The sequence below is a fragment of the Peribacillus sp. NPDC096379 genome (assembly GCF_044762875.1).
Taxonomy (GTDB): domain Bacteria; phylum Bacillota; class Bacilli; order Bacillales; family DSM-1321; genus Peribacillus.
Window position 1 is genome coordinate 627,370 of the sequence record NZ_JBIWFD010000001.1, and the last position, 16,472, is coordinate 643,841.

The following is a 16,472-nucleotide window of genomic DNA, read 5'->3' on the forward strand; positions in this document are numbered from 1 at the left end:
GCACATGAAAAGGGAGGACTACAACTCCATGCATTCGAAAGTTTTGAAAACATTGGAATTTGATAAAATAAAAGAACAGCTATTGAAATATGCTTCTTCTGCAATCGGTAAAGAAAAGGCGGCTGAGCTCGCCCCTTCTACAGACCTTACTGAGGTGACAAACTGGCAGGAAGAAACAGATGAAGCAGCAAATGTACTCCGTAGGAAGGGCAATGTCCCACTCGGTGGAATATTTGATATTCGTCCACATGCCAAACGGGCCCAAATTGGTGGGATGCTCAGCCCTCATGAATTAATGGAAATCGCTAGCACCATTCGTGCAGGCCGAATTCTTGGTCGCTTTTTTGAAGAATTACTTGAAAATGAATTTAGTGTGCCAAACCTAAATGGCTATATGGAAACATTGCTTCCTCTGCCTGAATTGCAACAGCAAATTTCCTATTGCATTGGGGAGAATGGCGAAGTCCTAGATTCAGCTAGTGATAAATTAAGAACGATACGAAATCAACTGCGCACAAACGAAAGCAGAATACGTGAAAAATTAGAAAGCATGATTCGTTCTTCTAATGCTCAGAAAATGCTTTCCGATGCGATTATTACGATTCGAAATGATCGATTTGTTATTCCAGTTAAACAAGAATATCGCAGTAATTACGGCGGAATCATCCATGACCAGTCCTCTTCAGGGCAGACTTTATTCATAGAACCGCAAGTGGTTGTTGAGCTCAATAATGTACTTCAAGAAGCAAGATTGAAAGAACAGTTGGAAATTGAGCGCATTCTTGTGGAATTATCACAAGCGGTTGGCGAGCATACGCATGACTTACTCGTCAATGTAAAGGTACTTGCGCAAATCGATTTCATTTTTGCAAAAGCCCGTTATGCGAAGGCAATCAAAGGTTCGAAACCTGCTTTAAATGATGAGGGCAGAGTTAAACTATTAAAAGCAAAACATCCTCTCATTCCTGCTGATGAAGTAGTAGCAAACGATATTTACTTAGGTGATGAATTTACAACGATTGTGATTACCGGGCCGAATACCGGGGGGAAAACCGTAACGATTAAAACAATTGGGCTTTTAACATTAATGGCTCAATCAGGCTTGCAAATCCCTGCTTTGGATGGATCGGAAGTCGCTGTATTCAAGCATGTGTTTGCGGATATTGGTGATGAACAGTCCATTGAGCAAAGCTTAAGTACGTTTTCTTCTCACATGGTAAATATTGTCGATATTTTAAAGTATGTGGATTATGAAAGTCTTGTCTTATTTGATGAGCTTGGTTCTGGAACAGATCCACAGGAAGGTGCGGCACTTGCCATCTCCATCCTTGATGAAGTCTACAAGCGCGGGGCAAGAGTCATCGCGACTTCCCATTATCCGGAATTAAAAGCATATGGCTATGACCATGAAGGGGTCATCAATGCCAGTGTCGAATTTGATGTGGAATCACTAAGACCGACCTATAAGTTATTGATCGGCGTACCCGGACGCAGTAATGCATTCGAAATTTCAAAGCGGCTCGGATTGAATGATGCAGTGATTAATCATGCGCGCAGTCATATTGGCGCTGATACGAATAAAGTGGAGAGTATGATTGCCTCACTAGAAGAAAGCAGAAGACAAGCTGAAGAGGATGCAAGGGAAGCAGCAGATTATCTAAAGCAAACCGAAAAACTGCATAATGAGCTGCAAAAAGAAACGCTGGAGTATCATCAAGAAAAAGATTCGCTGATGGAGAAAGCGGCAGAAAAAGCAGCCGATTTAATTGAACAAGCGAAAAAAGAAGCGGAAGCCATTATTGCCGATTTACGAAAGATGCGACTTGAGAAAAGTGTCGATATTAAGGAACACGAATTGATTGAAGCGCGAAAACGTTTGGAGGAAGCAACACCAGTTATCAAGAAAACGTCTAAACCACTCGTGAAAAAAGCGCCTAGAACGATTCAACCAGGTGATGAAGTAAAAGTGATCTCTTTTGGGCAAAAAGGGCACGCAATTGAGAAAGTTTCCAATACAGAATGGCAAGTACAAATTGGGATCATGAAAATGAAAGTAGACGAAGCCGATATTCAACTGATTGGTGCGCCAAAGCCGGAAAAAATGGCAAAGCCACTATCAACGGTAAGAGGCAAGGACTATCATGTAAGCTTAGAACTTGATCTTCGCGGTGAACGTTATGAAAATGCCTTATCAAGAGTTGAGAAGTATATTGATGATGCCCTGCTTGCAGGCTATCCTCGTGTATCCATCATTCATGGCAAAGGAACAGGTGCGCTAAGACAAGGGGTTCAGGAATATTTGAAAAACCATCGCTCGGTTAAACGCAGTCGCTTTGGTGAAGCGGGTGAAGGTGGAACAGGAGTTACAGTCGTCGAATTTAAATAAGGGCGAATCAGGAGAAGTTGAATGGAAAAAATCTGGGGAAATGAATATGTGTATACGACTGCTTATTATAGTGTTGTCATTTTATGTATTGTCTTGTTTTTAGCTGTATTTGAGCTGGTAACTAAGTATAAAAATTGGGAAGAAATTAAAAATGGCAACGTATCTGTCGCGATGGCCACAGGCGGAAAAATATTTGGAATATCCAACGTTTTTCGCCACTCCATTATTCACAACGATTCTTTATTGACGATGATTGGCTGGGGGGTTTACGGATTTGTTCTGTTATTACTCGGCTATTTCATATTCGAGTTTTTAACCCCAGGCTTTAAGGTCGATGAAGAAATTGAAAATGACAATCGCGCAGTCGGACTATTGGCGATGATTATTTCCATCGGCTTGTCCTTTGTCATTGGAGCAGGGATTTCATAAGTCTTAGAGAAGGGAAGAAGTTGAAATGTTGGAAAGACTTGCGAAGATCTTATTTATTTGCTGCGGAACCTTTCTTGTCATTGGAGTTATTTATATGGTAGTCAGTGGTTAAATCACAAAAAAACAGTTTATCGAAAAAGGGTCAGACCCCACATCCACTTTTTACTGTTTAGAGAAGCGTAAATGCCTTAATAAACAGTGTGGAGAGTATGGGGTCAGACCCTTGTTTTGATAAATGAGCTTAGTTAAGATTTCATTCTACATCAATTTCGAAATAAACATGGTGGCAATACCAAAGTAAATCAGTAGTGATAGAATATCGTTTAGTGTTGTAATTAATGGACCAGAAGCGATAGCAGGGTCGATGTTAAATTTATATAATATTAGCGGAATAATCGTCCCAGCTAAAGTACCAATAATGAGAGTCATAAATAATGAACTTCCAACTACTAACCCTAGAACTGGATTTCCTTGCCAAATTAAAGCGATAATCGAAATTAAGATGCCGCAAGTAATGCCGATGATTAATCCAACGTTCAATTCTCGCAAAATAAGTTTGAAAACAACTCCTCGATCCGTATCATTAGTAGCTAGACCTCTTACAACAACAGCTAAAGATTGTGTACCTGTATTACCTGTCATCCCAGCAATCATGGGCATAAAGTAGGCCAGTGCAACTACTTTGGATAATGTTTCTTCAAAACTACTAATAATCGTTCCAGACACTAAACCGATAAATAAAAGTAAAATAAGCCATGGGAGTCGGCGGTACGCGGCCACATGTGCCTTCGTATCAAAATCGATCGCTTTACCCGATGCTGACAGTTTTTCAATGTCTTCGTTTGCTTCTTTAATAACAACATCAATAATATCATCAACAGTTACAATTCCTACTAATTCATGATTTTTTTCGACTACAGGAACGGATACAAAGTCATAACGCTCAATAATACGAGCGACTTCTTCTTGGTCAGCGGAAGCCGGAACGGAGATCACACGGCTATACATAATATCTTGAATCTTTTCATATTCATCACTTATGATTAAATCTCGATAGGAGACAACACCTACTAATTTTTTATCATGATCAATGACATACAGATAGTTAATCGTTCCCGAGAACTCTGCAAATATTTTAAGTTTATCAACGGATTCACGAACCGTATAGTGTTGAGGAATCCACACGAACCGGTTTGTCATGATTCGACCTGCCGTTTCAGGAGGATAGTTCATGATATGTTGAACGATTTTCGATTCTTCTTGTTTCATACCTGAAAGAAGTTCTTCAATTTTATCAGGAGATAGGTTCTCTAACAATGAAGCTAAATCATCATTTTCCATTAGATCCATTACTTGACCGGATTTTTCAATTCCTAATTTAGTAAGGATTTTTAATTGATGTACTTTTTCAACTTCCTGAATAAGCTCAGCGATTTGTTCCGATGTAAGAAACAATAAGAACCGAGTATGATGTTTTTCTGGAAGCCCCTCAAAAATTCGTGCAATATCATAAGGTTGAAGTTCTTCTATTATTGCTTGGAATTCATTTCTTTTGCCTTCTTTTACTACTTTTATGATTTGAAGCGCTAGTTGGTCTTCTGTCATGTCTTTTATCATCTTCGCCACTCCTTTTTGAGGAGTAAGAAATAATTCCCCTCAGTGATCTAACAAAAGTAAGAAAAATGATGTGAAATTCGTCTTTCATAACCTTTGTATTTATTTGATTTTTATGCTTTAAGTAGGGGTCCGAATCTGGGTCCATTACTCCTCACCTCCCAAATAGAAAAGTACAAGCTCATGAAATCCTCGTACCAGAAGTTTTCCAAAATGAAAAACACCTCCATTACAAATGAAGGTGTAACACACGGTACTATATGTACATTGTCTGCATGACAAATACATGGCAGTCAATCTGTTCCTCCATTCGTAGAGCTTTAGCACTGTGTGGCATAGGACAATCGCCAGCTACATTAAAAACCACCTTATGTCGATGGTTCCTGTTGACCCATTGGCGTCTTTCGACATTTTTGGGCAGTAGCATATCTCCAACACAGGAGCCTCACCTAACGAGGATATTTAGTTTGCAAATTCACTCTAAAGGAATATTTTTTAGAAGTCAATGTTTATCTATTCATAAAGTCTACCTTTTTTTAGTCTTTGTGAATGGAATGTTCCTCCTTCGTTTGCTTTTTTCTTAATATGTGAGTAAACCCACGCAAAAATCTATTCAACCTCATACTATGTTCATTAATGGAACAATAGCATGTCCACCTTCATTCGTATCATTATTTTATATTAGAAGGAATTGTGACTCATTGTCAGGTATATTATAATAAAGGATAAAATTTTAAATTTTCTGTTTTTTTAAAAGGAGGAATTGGATGAACGACAAGCCATGGCAAGATATGTATCCAGCTACTATTCCTACGTCACTTGAATACACAGAAAAACCACTGCACTCATTTTTAAAGCAATCCGCAGAAGAATTCTCCGATACGATAGCCATTCACTTTGAAGGAAAAGAGATGACGTATAAGGAACTTTATGAATCGGCTCTTAAATTTTCCGCATACCTACAAGATATTGGGCTCGAAAAGGGGGACCGGGTGGCCATTATGCTACCAAATAGTCCGCAAGTTGTTATTGGTTTCTTTGGAACGCTTATGGCTGGTGGAGTCGTTGTTCAAACGAACCCACTTTATACGGAACGAGAGCTTGAGTATCATCTAAACGATTCTGGAGCGACATTTATTTTAACACTAGACATTCTCTTCCCGCGAGTTTCGGCCATTGCTAAAAGAACGGATCTTAAACACATCGTTATAACCACCATCAAAGATTATTTGCCCTTCCCGAAAAATCTTATCTATCCATTTATTCAGAAAAAACAATACGGACTCGTTGTTAAAGTCGAGCATAGCGGCAACCATCATTTATTAAAAGAAATTATGAAAACAAGCGTACCTCAAGAATCAACCGTAGAAACGGATTTCGAAAATGACATCGCATTATTGCAATATACAGGTGGCACAACTGGCTTTCCGAAGGGAGTCATGTTGACGCATAAAAACTTACTAGCGAACACGGAGATGTGTAAAGCATGGTTGTACAAAGGGGGGCGAGGGAAAGAAAAGGTTCTCGGCATTATCCCATTTTTCCATGTGTATGGGATGACCACAGTCATGCTTTTGTCCGTTGTACAAGGCTATCAAATGATTTTAATGCCCAATTTTAATGCTGAAAAAACGCTAAAAACGATTCACAAAGAAAAGCCGACCACGTTTCCGGGAGCACCCACCATTTATATTGGCTTGTTGAACCATCCTGATATCGGAAAGTATGATTTATCTTCAATTGATGCATGTATTAGTGGATCGGCTGCTTTGCCCGTAGAAATCCAAGAGCAGTTCGAACGGGTCACAGGTGGAAAATTAGTAGAAGGCTATGGCTTATCAGAAGCTTCACCTGTTACACATGCCAATCTAATCTGGGATGAACCCCGTGTTAAAGGGAGCATTGGATTGCCATGGCCGGATACGGATGCTGCGATTCTTTCTTTGGAAACAGGAGAGCCTGTGCCAGTAGGAGAAATCGGTGAAATTTCCATTAAAGGTCCTCAAGTGATGAAAGGCTATTGGAACCGACCAGAAGAAACAGAAGCAGCATTCAGAAATGGTTGGCTTCTTACAGGCGACCTTGGATATATGGATGAAAAGGGTTATTTTTATGTAGTTGACCGGAAAAAAGATGTCATTATTGCTGGCGGCTTTAATATTTATCCGCGTGAAATTGAAGAAGTGTTATATGAGCATGAAGATATTCAAGAACTTGTTGTCGCAGGTATCCCTGATCCATATCGTGGTGAAACCGTGAAGGCTTATATCGTCTTGAAAGAAGGAGCTTCGGTTACGGATGAGGAGTTAGATGAATTCGCAAGAAAATATCTCGCGGCATACAAAGTACCACGCGTATATGAAATCCGTAAAGAACTACCAAAAACAGCAGTAGGAAAAATTTTGCGTCGGGCCCTTATTGAAGAAGAAAAGAAGAAATGGAGTGAAGATGAACATAAGAAGGCCTAATGATTGGCTTCGGTTTAGCCCATGATCCAAGTGCAAATATGAATGAAAAATCGAACGGTCTGACCTCGTACTCAATAATCAGTGTGTAGTGTTTCATACACTTATTTTATACTGTATTTAGTTGGTGCGGGGTCTGTCCTTTTTCAGTGACAAAAGTAACAGCATGAAGCGGCGTTTGAATGAACATTTCTCCTTGACAGGTAGGGTCATTCACTCTACTATGAAAATATGAATGACTATTCATTCATATCTAAAATGATAAGGAGAAGTTCAGTGAACCGAAATAAACCAAAGTATAAACAAATCATAGATGCTGCTGTTGTTGTAATTGCACAGAATGGCTATCATCAAGCACAAGTTTCAAAAATTGCCAAACAAGCAGGAGTCGCTGACGGTACAATCTATCTGTATTTTAAAAACAAAGAAGACATTTTAATTTCATTATTCTATGAAAAAATGGGTTATTTTGTAGAACAAATTGAAGAGGAAATAAAGGAAACGATGAGTGCGGCGGAGAAATTACTTGTAATGATCAGAAAACATTTTCAAATTCTTGCAAGTGATGCGAACTTGGCCATTGTCACCCAGCTTGAATTACGGCAGTCCAATCTTGAACTCCGAGAGAGGATCAATGATGTGCTACGAGACTATTTAAAGATCGTAGACACGATCATCATTGAAGGAAAAGAGAACGGTGAGTTTCTTTCAAATTTGGATGTCAGACTAACAAGGCAGATGATTTTTGGAACGATTGATGAAACGGCAACAACTTGGGTAATGAACGATCAAAAGTATTCCTTGCCAGATCTTGCAGAATCGGTCCATCAACTATTACTTGGCGGTTGTGGCTCTAAAAAGTAGAATTCTTTCGTTTAAATAAGAAGCTTGGCACCATACATTTCTATAAGTTTTTTACATAATTATTTATACATTTAAGGAGGGGATGATCATGGCGTTTTTAAACCATTCTATCGAAAATCACGTTGCTCTCGTTACGATTCAAAGGGCTCCTGCGAACGCACTTTCTTCAAGTCTCATCCAGGAAATTTCACAGCTGTTTGATGAGCTGGTAACGAATCAAGCAGTTCGTTGCGTGCTGATCCACGGAGAAGGAAGGTTTTTCTCTGCGGGTGCTGATATAAAAGAGTTTACAAGTGTAAGTAGTGGTGAAGCCTTCACGAAACTTTCCAGAAATGGCCAAGAAGTATTTGAGAAAATTGAACGATATCCAAAACCGGTTATTGCTGCCATTCATGGTGCAGCTCTTGGGGGAGGATTGGAACTAGCGATGGCTTGTCATATCCGTTTGGTTACAAAAAATTCCAAAATTGGTTTGCCAGAGCTACAGCTTGGACTTGTACCTGGCTTTGGTGGCACCCAGCGTCTAACCCGTTATGTGGGAGTTGCAAAGGCTGCTGAAATGCTGTTTACGAGTGAACCGATTACGGGTACAGAGGCTGTTCAATGCGGGTTGGCAAACCATGCTTATTCAGATGAAGAGCTTTTGCCAAAAGCAAAGGAGTTGGCAGAGAAAGTTGCACAGAAAAGCCCACTCGCATTGAAAGCGGCGATTGACCTTTTAAACGATGCCAAGCCAGAGAGTTTTTATAAAGGCATTGAAAACGAAGCGAAAAGCTTTGGTACGATATTTGTTTCTGAAGATGCCAAAGAAGGAATCAGTGCTTTTATTGAAAAAAGAGAGGCTGTTTTTAAAGGTAAGTAATGAAACTTTTCTAATCGGACTTGTTCAAAAAGGCGGATAAAAAACGGGCCGATCTTTTTGAACAATGTCTAAAATAGTCTTAATTTTTAAAAAAATCAGGAGGGATTCCTTTGAATATTTACGTATTACTGAAAAGAACGTTTGATACAGAAGAAAAAATTACTTTAGCAAACGGAAAAATCAATGAAGACGGCGCTGAATTCATTATTAACCCGTATGATGAGTATGCGGTAGAAGAAGCGATCCAAGTGCGCGATGCACAAGGTGGAGAAGTAACAGTTATTACTGTTGGAAACGAATTCGCTGAAAAGCAGTTGCGTACAGCACTTGCCATGGGCGCTGATAAAGCAGTTTTAATCAATATTGAAGAAGATGTAGCATATGGCGATCAATTCACGACAGCGAAAATTATTAGTAAATATTTAAAAGATAAAGATCCTGATTTAATTATTGCTGGTAATGTAGCGATTGACGGCGGTTCAGGCCAAGTTGGGCCACGAGTAGCTGAACTTCTTGGCATTCCTTATATTACAACCATTACTCAGCTTAAAATTGCTGGTACAAATGTAAGCGTTACCCGTGATGTTGAAGGCGACGCTGAAATCATCGAAACGTCCTTGCCGTTATTAGTTACGGCTCAGCAAGGCTTGAATGAGCCGCGTTATCCATCTCTTCCTGGCATTATGAAAGCAAGGAAGAAACCGTTTGAAGAATTAGAGTTGGATGATTTAGAACTTGAAGAAGACGATGTAGCAGCGAAAACAAAAACGATTGAAATCTACCTTCCGCCTAAAAAAGAAGCAGGAAAAGTACTGAGCGGTGATATGAGCGAGCAAGTAAAAGAACTCGTACAATTACTGCGCTCAGAAGCGAAAGTGATTTAGTTTTAACAGCAAATCAAAACGACGATCCCGATTCAAACAATAAAGTGAAACTTCCATCAGTGGGGTTTGTTTTCCGCTGCCGGATAGTTAAACCAGGATAAATGACTTACAGGAGGTTTTTTTAATGGCTAGAAAAGTCCTTGTATTAGGTGAAGTACGTGACGGATCTCTGAGAAATGTATCATTTGAAGCAATCGGCGCAGCTAATTTGGCAGCAGATGGCGGTGAGGTAGTCGGCGTTTTAGTAGGAGAAAACATACAAACGTTAGGCAATGAATTCATTCAATATGGTGCGGACCGCGTCATTACAGTAGAAGATGAAAAACTTGCTCAATATACGTCTGATGGGTATGCACAAGCAGTTCTTGCAGTCATTGCTGCGGAAAATCCAGAAGGCATTATTTTCGGTCATACAGCTCTTGGCAAAGACCTTGCGCCCAGAATTGCCGGGAAACTGAATTCAGGGCTTATTTCTGATGTCACATCCATTGAAGAAGCAGGCGGAAATCTAGTCTTCACTCGTCCGATCTATTCAGGCAAAGCGTTCGAGAAGAAAATTGTAACAGATGGAGTCATCTTTGCAACGATTCGTCCGAATAACATCGAGCCATTAGCGAAGGATGAAAGTCGAACCGGTGATGTTTCTTCTCTTCGTGTGGAGATTAAAGACCTTCGTGCTATTATCAAAGATGTAGTAAGAAAAGCAACAGAAGGAGTGGATCTTTCAGAAGCGAAAGTAGTCATTGCCGGTGGACGTGGCGTAAAAAGTGAAGAAGGCTTCAAGCCATTGAAGGAACTTGCTCAAGTTCTTGGCGGAGCTGTCGGCGCTTCCCGAGGTGCATGTGATGCAGACTATTGTGATTATTCCCTTCAAATTGGGCAAACAGGAAAAGTGGTCACACCTGATCTTTATATCGCATGTGGTATCTCTGGGGCGATCCAACATTTAGCGGGCATGTCCAACTCTAAAGTGATCGTCGCGATCAACAAAGACCCTGAAGCAAACATCTTCAAGATTGCTGATTACGGCATTGTCGGCGATTTATTTGAAGTCGTTCCATTACTTATTGAAGAATGTAAGAAACTTAAATTAAACGTCTAAAGGGTCTGATTCTTCCGTTGAAAGACATTTGCTCATCAAGCAGATGTCTTGATTTTTGCAATCAGATGATGCTATTTTAAGAATTAATCCCGCATTAACGGGCAGTACCCCCACCTCAAGGCTTAGATGAATCGAAGAAGTATACGTGGGGGATAACTGCCCGTAAATGCCTGATTGGTGAGATACAGTGAAACTTACCTTTGCGGTTTTCAAAGGTTTAGTTGAACCAATCGGGTTCGTAGAGTCGCTTTATCTACGCTGCGCGGAGATATTAGCGACACTAGAACGGGACTAACAATCAGTGGGGATGAAGAACACTCCCCACTGATTGAAGTTTCACTTTATACGAATCATATTGCGAATAGATACGTAAGTTAAGGGTATCTTAGCAATGAAGCAAAATAATAGTAAGCATCTCATTATCAATGGTATACTGGTTTTAGAAATATAGTTTATTAGGAGGCATATATTATGGCAATTGTACACTCGACTGACCAAACATTTACAACAGATACAAACGAAGGTTTAGTTCTTGCTGATTTCTGGGCACCGTGGTGCGGACCTTGTAAAATGATCGCTCCAGTTCTTGAAGAACTTGATGGCGAAATTGGTGACAAAGTGAAAATCGTTAAAGTGGATGTAGACGAAAACCAAGAAACTGCTGGTAAATTCGGCGTAATGAGCATCCCAACTTTAATCGTGTTAAAAGATGGAGAAGTTGTTGACAAAGTGGTTGGCTTCCAACCGAAAGAAGCATTATCAGAACTTCTTGCAAAACACGCTTAATTCTTTTATATTTAAGAAACTTCAAGTCTATGGCTTGGAGTTTTTTCTTTTATACACTTTATGTAGATTGATTGGTTGGGAGGTTGAACATGAATCAGAGAATTAAGGACAAGCTTGCCCTGCTTCCTGATCATCCCGGCTGTTACTTGATGAAAGATCGCCAGGGAACGATTATTTATGTCGGTAAAGCCAAGGTACTGAAAAACCGAGTTCGCTCGTATTTTACTGGCTCGCATGACGGAAAAACGCTTAGACTCGTCAATGAAATTGAAGACTTTGAATATATCGTTACATCATCAAATATTGAAGCACTCATTTTAGAATTAAACTTAATCAAGAAACATGATCCGAAATATAATATTATGCTGAAGGACGATAAAACGTATCCGTTCATCAAGCTGACGAATGAGCGTCATCCGCGCTTAATCATCACCAGAAAAGTGAAAAAAGATAATGGTAAATATTTTGGTCCCTATCCGAATGTCATCGCGGCTAATGAAACGAAAAAGCTCCTTGACCGCATTTATCCGCTTAGAAAGTGTAATACATTGCCTGATCGCGTGTGCTTATACTATCATCTTGGTCAATGTCTCGCACCATGTGTGAAAGAAGTGCCACAGGAAAAATACAAAACGATGATGGGTGAAATTACGCGATTTTTAAATGGTGGCTATCAAGAAATTAAAAATGAGTTGTCTGATAAAATGCATGAGGCAGCTGAAGAACTTGATTTTGAACGGGCTAAGGAATATCGAGATCAAATCGCCCATATTGTCGTTACGATGGAAAAGCAAAAAATGATGTCCAATGATTATACAGATCGTGATGTTTTTGGTTTTGCGTATGATAAAGGCTGGATGTGTGTACAAGTATTCTTTGTTCGTCAAGGTAAATTGATTGAACGTGACGTCTCGTTGTTTCCGATATACGATGAACCTGATCAAGAATTGCTAACATATCTAGGGCAATTTTATTCAAAGGCAAATCATTTCAAGCCGAAAGAAATTTTTCTACCTGAATCAGTAGATACACAATTAGCGGAGCAATTATTACAGGTTAAAATTCTTACCCCGAAAATTGGACAAAAGAAAGAATTACTCAATCTTGCTAGTAAAAATGCTAGCATTGCGCTGGGAGAAAAATTTGCTTTAATTGACCGGGATGAGGATCGCACGATTAAAGCAGTGGAGAGGCTTGGAGAACAGCTCGGCATTTATACACCGCACAGAATTGAAGCTTTCGATAATTCAAATATTCAAGGAACGAATCCTGTTTCTGCGCTCGTTGTCTTTATCGACGGAAAACCTGAAAAACGGGAATATCGTAAATACAAGATTAAAACGGTTAAAGGACCAGACGATTACGAATCAATGCGTGAGGTAGTCCGTCGCCGCTACTCGAGAGTGTTGAAAGAAGGACTTCCGCTTCCAGATTTAATCATTATTGATGGCGGTAAAGGGCATGTTGAAGCAGTTCGCGATATTTTAGAAAATGAACTCGGTCTAGAAGTCCCACTCTCAGGCCTTGTAAAAGATGAAAAGCATCGTACATCTGAACTGATGATTGGCAATCCACTTGAGATTATCCCGCTTAACCATAGGAGTCAGGAATTTTATCTGCTACAACGGATTCAAGATGAGGTGCATCGTTTTGCCATCACTTTTCACCGCCAGCTGCGAGGTAAAAATGCTTTTCAATCTTTGCTTGATGAAATTGAAGGCATCGGCGAGAAACGAAAAAAACAACTTCTAAAGCATTTTGGCTCAGTAAAGAAAATGCGTGAAGCAACGGTAGAAGAAGTTCAAGCGGCAGGCATTCCGCGATCTGTCGCTCAAGAGCTTGTAAAGAAATTGCAAGAATAATCTTGCTGTTCAAAATTGGGTATGCTATACTACAGTTAATTTTTAAAAGTAATATACGTTTTTAATAAATTTGATTGTCTAGCTACAGCGCCTAGCCCGGCTGAGGTCATAAGTCAAACATCTGATGGAGAGAAAATCACTTTCCATACAGATGTTTGCCTTATGCTCTGTCTGAGGCTGAACAAGGCGCTTACGCTTTTCGTGTGTTGATAGAGGTGCGGGTTTCATTAGTAAAGACTTGGAGAAGGATGAGCTTCTGTGAAAAGTCTTGAAAGGGGAAGTCGCCGAAGCGATCAAGTCTCATAGCTTGATTTTGCTGGTCTGACATTGAATAAATGGCAGATTGTCAGAACAATTTTGTTCTGGAGGGCTATCTCACTGTGATATTCGTATGTATTTACGTTACCACAGCAATGAGATAATTCTCATTGCTTTTTTTTGTATGCAAAAAAACAGCTGGAAAGGGTGTCACAAAGTGGGATTAATCGTGCAGAAATTTGGCGGTACATCAGTAGGAAATATTGAAAAAATAAAGCATGTAGCAACTCGGGTAATAGAAGAAGCGGCTCTTGGGAATGAGGTTGTTGTCGTTGTGTCGGCAATGGGCAAAACGACCGACGAGCTCGTTTGGATGGCGAATGAAATCAGTAATACTCCGAGCAAACGGGAAATGGATATGCTGTTATCAACTGGAGAACAGGTCACGATTTCATTTCTTACGATGGCATTACAAGAACTTGGGTATGACACAGTTTCTTTTACCGGTTGGCAAGCTGGGATTAAAGCTGAATCGATTCATGGGAATGCAAGAATTTTGGATATTGAGACGAATCGGGTCAAAGAACAGCTTTCGGCAGGAAAAATCGTTGTTGTAGCGGGCTTCCAAGGAGTGGATGCGAGCGGTGAAATCATGACATTGGGCCGAGGTGGATCCGATACGACCGCTGTTGCATTAGCGGCAGCTTTAAAAGCAGAACGCTGTGACATTTATACAGATGTTACAGGTGTGTTCACAACAGATCCTCGTTTTGTAAAATCAGCAAGGAAATTACAATCGATTTCTTATGATGAAATGCTTGAATTGGCGAATCTTGGGGCAGGCGTCCTTCACCCACGTGCAGTAGAATTTGCGAAGAATTATGGAATACCGCTAGTCGTTCGCTCAAGTATAGAACGGGAACAAGGAACAATCATTGAGGAGGAAGTAACGATGGAAGAGAATTTAATTGTTAGAGGGATTGCATTTGAAGACAGTATTACACGGGTAACCATTTTTGGACTGACTGGAAGATTAACTTCCTTATCTACCATTTTCACAACCCTTGCCGAGCAGCACTTAAATGTAGACATTATTATCCAAAGCATTACGGATACTGGTACGACGAATCTAACATTCTCGATTAAAGAGGATGACGTAAGTGGCGTGTTAACGGTTTTAGAAAGTAATAAAAAAGAATTACAGTTTGAAAGAATTGAAACGGAAAGTAATTTAGCGAAAGTGAGCATCGTTGGTTCGGGAATGGTTTCTAATCCGGGTGTTGCAGCGAAAATGTTTGCGATTCTTGCAGATGCAGGCATCCAAGTGAAAATGGTCAGCACATCTGAAATCAAAGTTTCTACGGTTATCCCAGACAAAGACATGGTTCTGGCTGTTGAAACATTGCATGTGGAATTTCAACTTGATGAAAGAACGGTAGTCAAAGCGTAAAAAATGAGTAGAGGATCGTTAAACCTATGCAAAGCATGGCTAAACGATCCTCTTTATCTACTTATCCCACATTAACGGAAAGTCAAGCGCCCCACTGATGGAAGTTTCACTTTATCTACTCAATCGGGTCTTTTAAATCTAATTTTACGAATATCGTAGCTCTGCGGGCGCGACGTTTCGTTTCTTCGGCGCCTTCTGCTGTGAATTTTCTTTGTAAGCTGATTTGTTCAGCAAGAAATCCAGTCTCAAGTTGAAAGTGACATGCGGTGTTCAATTCAAACCGTCTTTCAACCATTATTCCAGTTAATGTCATTTCGATTTCGTCTTTGGATTGCTTGACCAATGTTAAGTCCCCCCAGCCGGCACTAGAGAAAAAGTTAATGGTTTCATCTATGTTGTGAAGCGGGAATTTCCTTGCCAACTGTTTTCCAGCCCAGTATAGAACATGGGGAGAATCTTTGCCTAAAATATCATTTAATAGTATTTCTCTAATTAACTCGTAGCCAAAAATCGGGATATGCATTTCAGTGTTATCAGATAATTCTTGCAGAGCCTGAGCTTCTTTTTCCATTGTATTCCCCACTTTCTATACAACTATTATATACGTTTTGTGAGTTGAAGCATTAATTTTTATAGGAAAATCTAAAATTAAATTGTTGGATAAATGGTGACTTATGGGATTTTCCTTAGGTGAATAAGGAAAAAAACTAGTAAAATATTTCTATTTTGAAAAAAGAAATCTTGTATCCGTTTTCTTGACGCAATTATCAGACAGGGGTAAAATGGACATGTCAGAAGATTGTTAAATAGTTTCATACATTTAGAAAATGCAGGGGTAAGGGAGAATTGATTTTATCTTTGCGAGAGTTTTCACAAATTAAGGGGGGGCACTTTGTGGCGCAAAATCGAGAGTTTGGGAACCGTAAGCTTCATTCACTTCTTGGGGTAGTTCCAATTGGACTGTTTTTAATCTTCCATTTAACAGTCAACTATATGGCAACTAAAGGAGCGGATACCTTTAATGCAGCGGTACATTTAATTGAATTCACGCCAATCAAGATTGTCGTTGAGTTTGTTGTCATTTATTTACCGTTGATTTTCCATGCTGTTTATGGGATTTACATCGCTTTTACAGCTAAAAACAACTTAGGAAGATTTAACTTTTTCCGTAACTGGATGTTCTTTTTACAAAGGGTATCAGGAATTATAACGTTAATCTTCCTTATTTGGCATGTGTATACGACAAGAATTCAAGCTGCACTTGGTGCTGAAGTGAACTTTGACATGATGGCAACGATTTTTTCAAGTCCATTCATGATTGTTTTTTACATTGTAGGGCTTCTTTCAACCGTTTTCCATTTCGCTAATGGACTTTGGTCATTCTCGGTAAGCTGGGGGTTAACTGTTTCACCTAAATCGCAAAAGATCATGACTTACATAACATTAGTTGTATTCCTAGTCCTTAGCTATATTGGGCTACGTGCAATTTTTGCTTTCGTATAAAAGGTTC

Annotated in this window: 13 protein-coding genes and 2 riboswitches; of the genes, 11 read left to right on the forward strand and 2 right to left on the reverse strand. The window is 39.7% G+C overall.

The features are described from left to right. The first annotated feature begins 28 nt into the window (after positions 1-28). A complete protein-coding gene (locus ACIQZI_RS03035; protein WP_403069221.1) occupies positions 29-2,386 on the forward strand; it encodes an endonuclease MutS2 in 2,358 nt (785 codons plus the stop codon). A 21-nt stretch (positions 2,387-2,407) separates the two neighbouring features. Beyond that, positions 2,408-2,815, forward strand: a complete 408-nt coding sequence (locus ACIQZI_RS03040; RefSeq protein ID WP_062176973.1) for a DUF350 domain-containing protein — start codon at positions 2,408-2,410, stop codon at positions 2,813-2,815. A gap of 258 nt (positions 2,816-3,073) precedes the next feature. Here the strand turns inward: ACIQZI_RS03040 and mgtE are convergent, their stop codons facing one another. After that, positions 3,074-4,432, reverse strand: coding sequence for a magnesium transporter (mgtE, locus tag ACIQZI_RS03045; protein ID WP_403069224.1), 1,359 nt, complete (start codon positions 4,430-4,432; stop codon positions 3,074-3,076). A 294-nt stretch (positions 4,433-4,726) separates the two neighbouring features. After that, positions 4,727-4,893: riboswitch (M-box (ykoK) riboswitch) on the reverse strand. A 303-nt stretch (positions 4,894-5,196) separates the two neighbouring features. Here mgtE and ACIQZI_RS03050 point away from each other — a divergent pair. From ACIQZI_RS03050 to ACIQZI_RS03085, 8 genes are all read left to right on the forward strand, one after another. Next, the gene (locus ACIQZI_RS03050; protein WP_403069227.1) at positions 5,197-6,897 is read left to right on the forward strand and encodes an AMP-binding protein; all 1,701 of its coding nucleotides are present in this window, start codon (positions 5,197-5,199) and stop codon (positions 6,895-6,897) included. Positions 6,898-7,170: 273 nt separating this feature from the next. After that, a complete protein-coding gene (locus ACIQZI_RS03055; protein WP_062176982.1) occupies positions 7,171-7,758 on the forward strand; it encodes a fatty acid metabolism transcriptional regulator FadR in 588 nt (195 codons plus the stop codon). 88 nt (positions 7,759-7,846) lie between these two features. Next, positions 7,847-8,620 (forward strand): enoyl-CoA hydratase, encoded by a 774-nt coding sequence (locus tag ACIQZI_RS03060; RefSeq protein ID WP_403069230.1) that lies wholly within the window; start codon positions 7,847-7,849, stop codon positions 8,618-8,620. A gap of 110 nt (positions 8,621-8,730) precedes the next feature. After that, positions 8,731-9,504 carry an electron transfer flavoprotein subunit beta/FixA family protein gene (locus ACIQZI_RS03065; protein ID WP_403069233.1) on the forward strand — a complete coding sequence of 258 codons (774 nt, stop codon included), beginning with the start codon at positions 8,731-8,733 and terminating at the stop codon, positions 9,502-9,504. 124 nt (positions 9,505-9,628) lie between these two features. Further along, positions 9,629-10,606, forward strand: coding sequence for an electron transfer flavoprotein subunit alpha/FixB family protein (locus tag ACIQZI_RS03070; protein ID WP_062176992.1), 978 nt, complete (start codon positions 9,629-9,631; stop codon positions 10,604-10,606). Between the two features lie 471 nt (positions 10,607-11,077). Beyond that, positions 11,078-11,392, forward strand: coding sequence for a thioredoxin (trxA, locus tag ACIQZI_RS03075; protein WP_062176996.1), 315 nt, complete (start codon positions 11,078-11,080; stop codon positions 11,390-11,392). 89 nt (positions 11,393-11,481) lie between these two features. Then, entirely contained in the window at positions 11,482-13,254 is a 1,773-nt protein-coding gene (uvrC, locus tag ACIQZI_RS03080; protein WP_062176999.1) for an excinuclease ABC subunit UvrC, read from the forward strand. A 202-nt stretch (positions 13,255-13,456) separates the two neighbouring features. Further along, a riboswitch (Lysine riboswitch) is annotated at positions 13,457-13,635 on the forward strand. 94 nt (positions 13,636-13,729) lie between these two features. Next, the gene (locus ACIQZI_RS03085; RefSeq protein ID WP_403069238.1) at positions 13,730-14,962 is read left to right on the forward strand and encodes an aspartate kinase; all 1,233 of its coding nucleotides are present in this window, start codon (positions 13,730-13,732) and stop codon (positions 14,960-14,962) included. 115 nt (positions 14,963-15,077) lie between these two features. On the opposite strand, the gene ACIQZI_RS03090 is transcribed toward ACIQZI_RS03085, so the two are convergent. Beyond that, positions 15,078-15,533 (reverse strand): YslB family protein, encoded by a 456-nt coding sequence (locus ACIQZI_RS03090; protein ID WP_403069241.1) that lies wholly within the window; start codon positions 15,531-15,533, stop codon positions 15,078-15,080. A 323-nt stretch (positions 15,534-15,856) separates the two neighbouring features. Here ACIQZI_RS03090 and ACIQZI_RS03095 point away from each other — a divergent pair, with 323 nt between their 5' ends. After that, positions 15,857-16,465, forward strand: a complete 609-nt coding sequence (locus ACIQZI_RS03095; protein ID WP_062177008.1) for a succinate dehydrogenase cytochrome b558 subunit — start codon at positions 15,857-15,859, stop codon at positions 16,463-16,465. Positions 16,466-16,472: the final 7 nt, after the last annotated feature.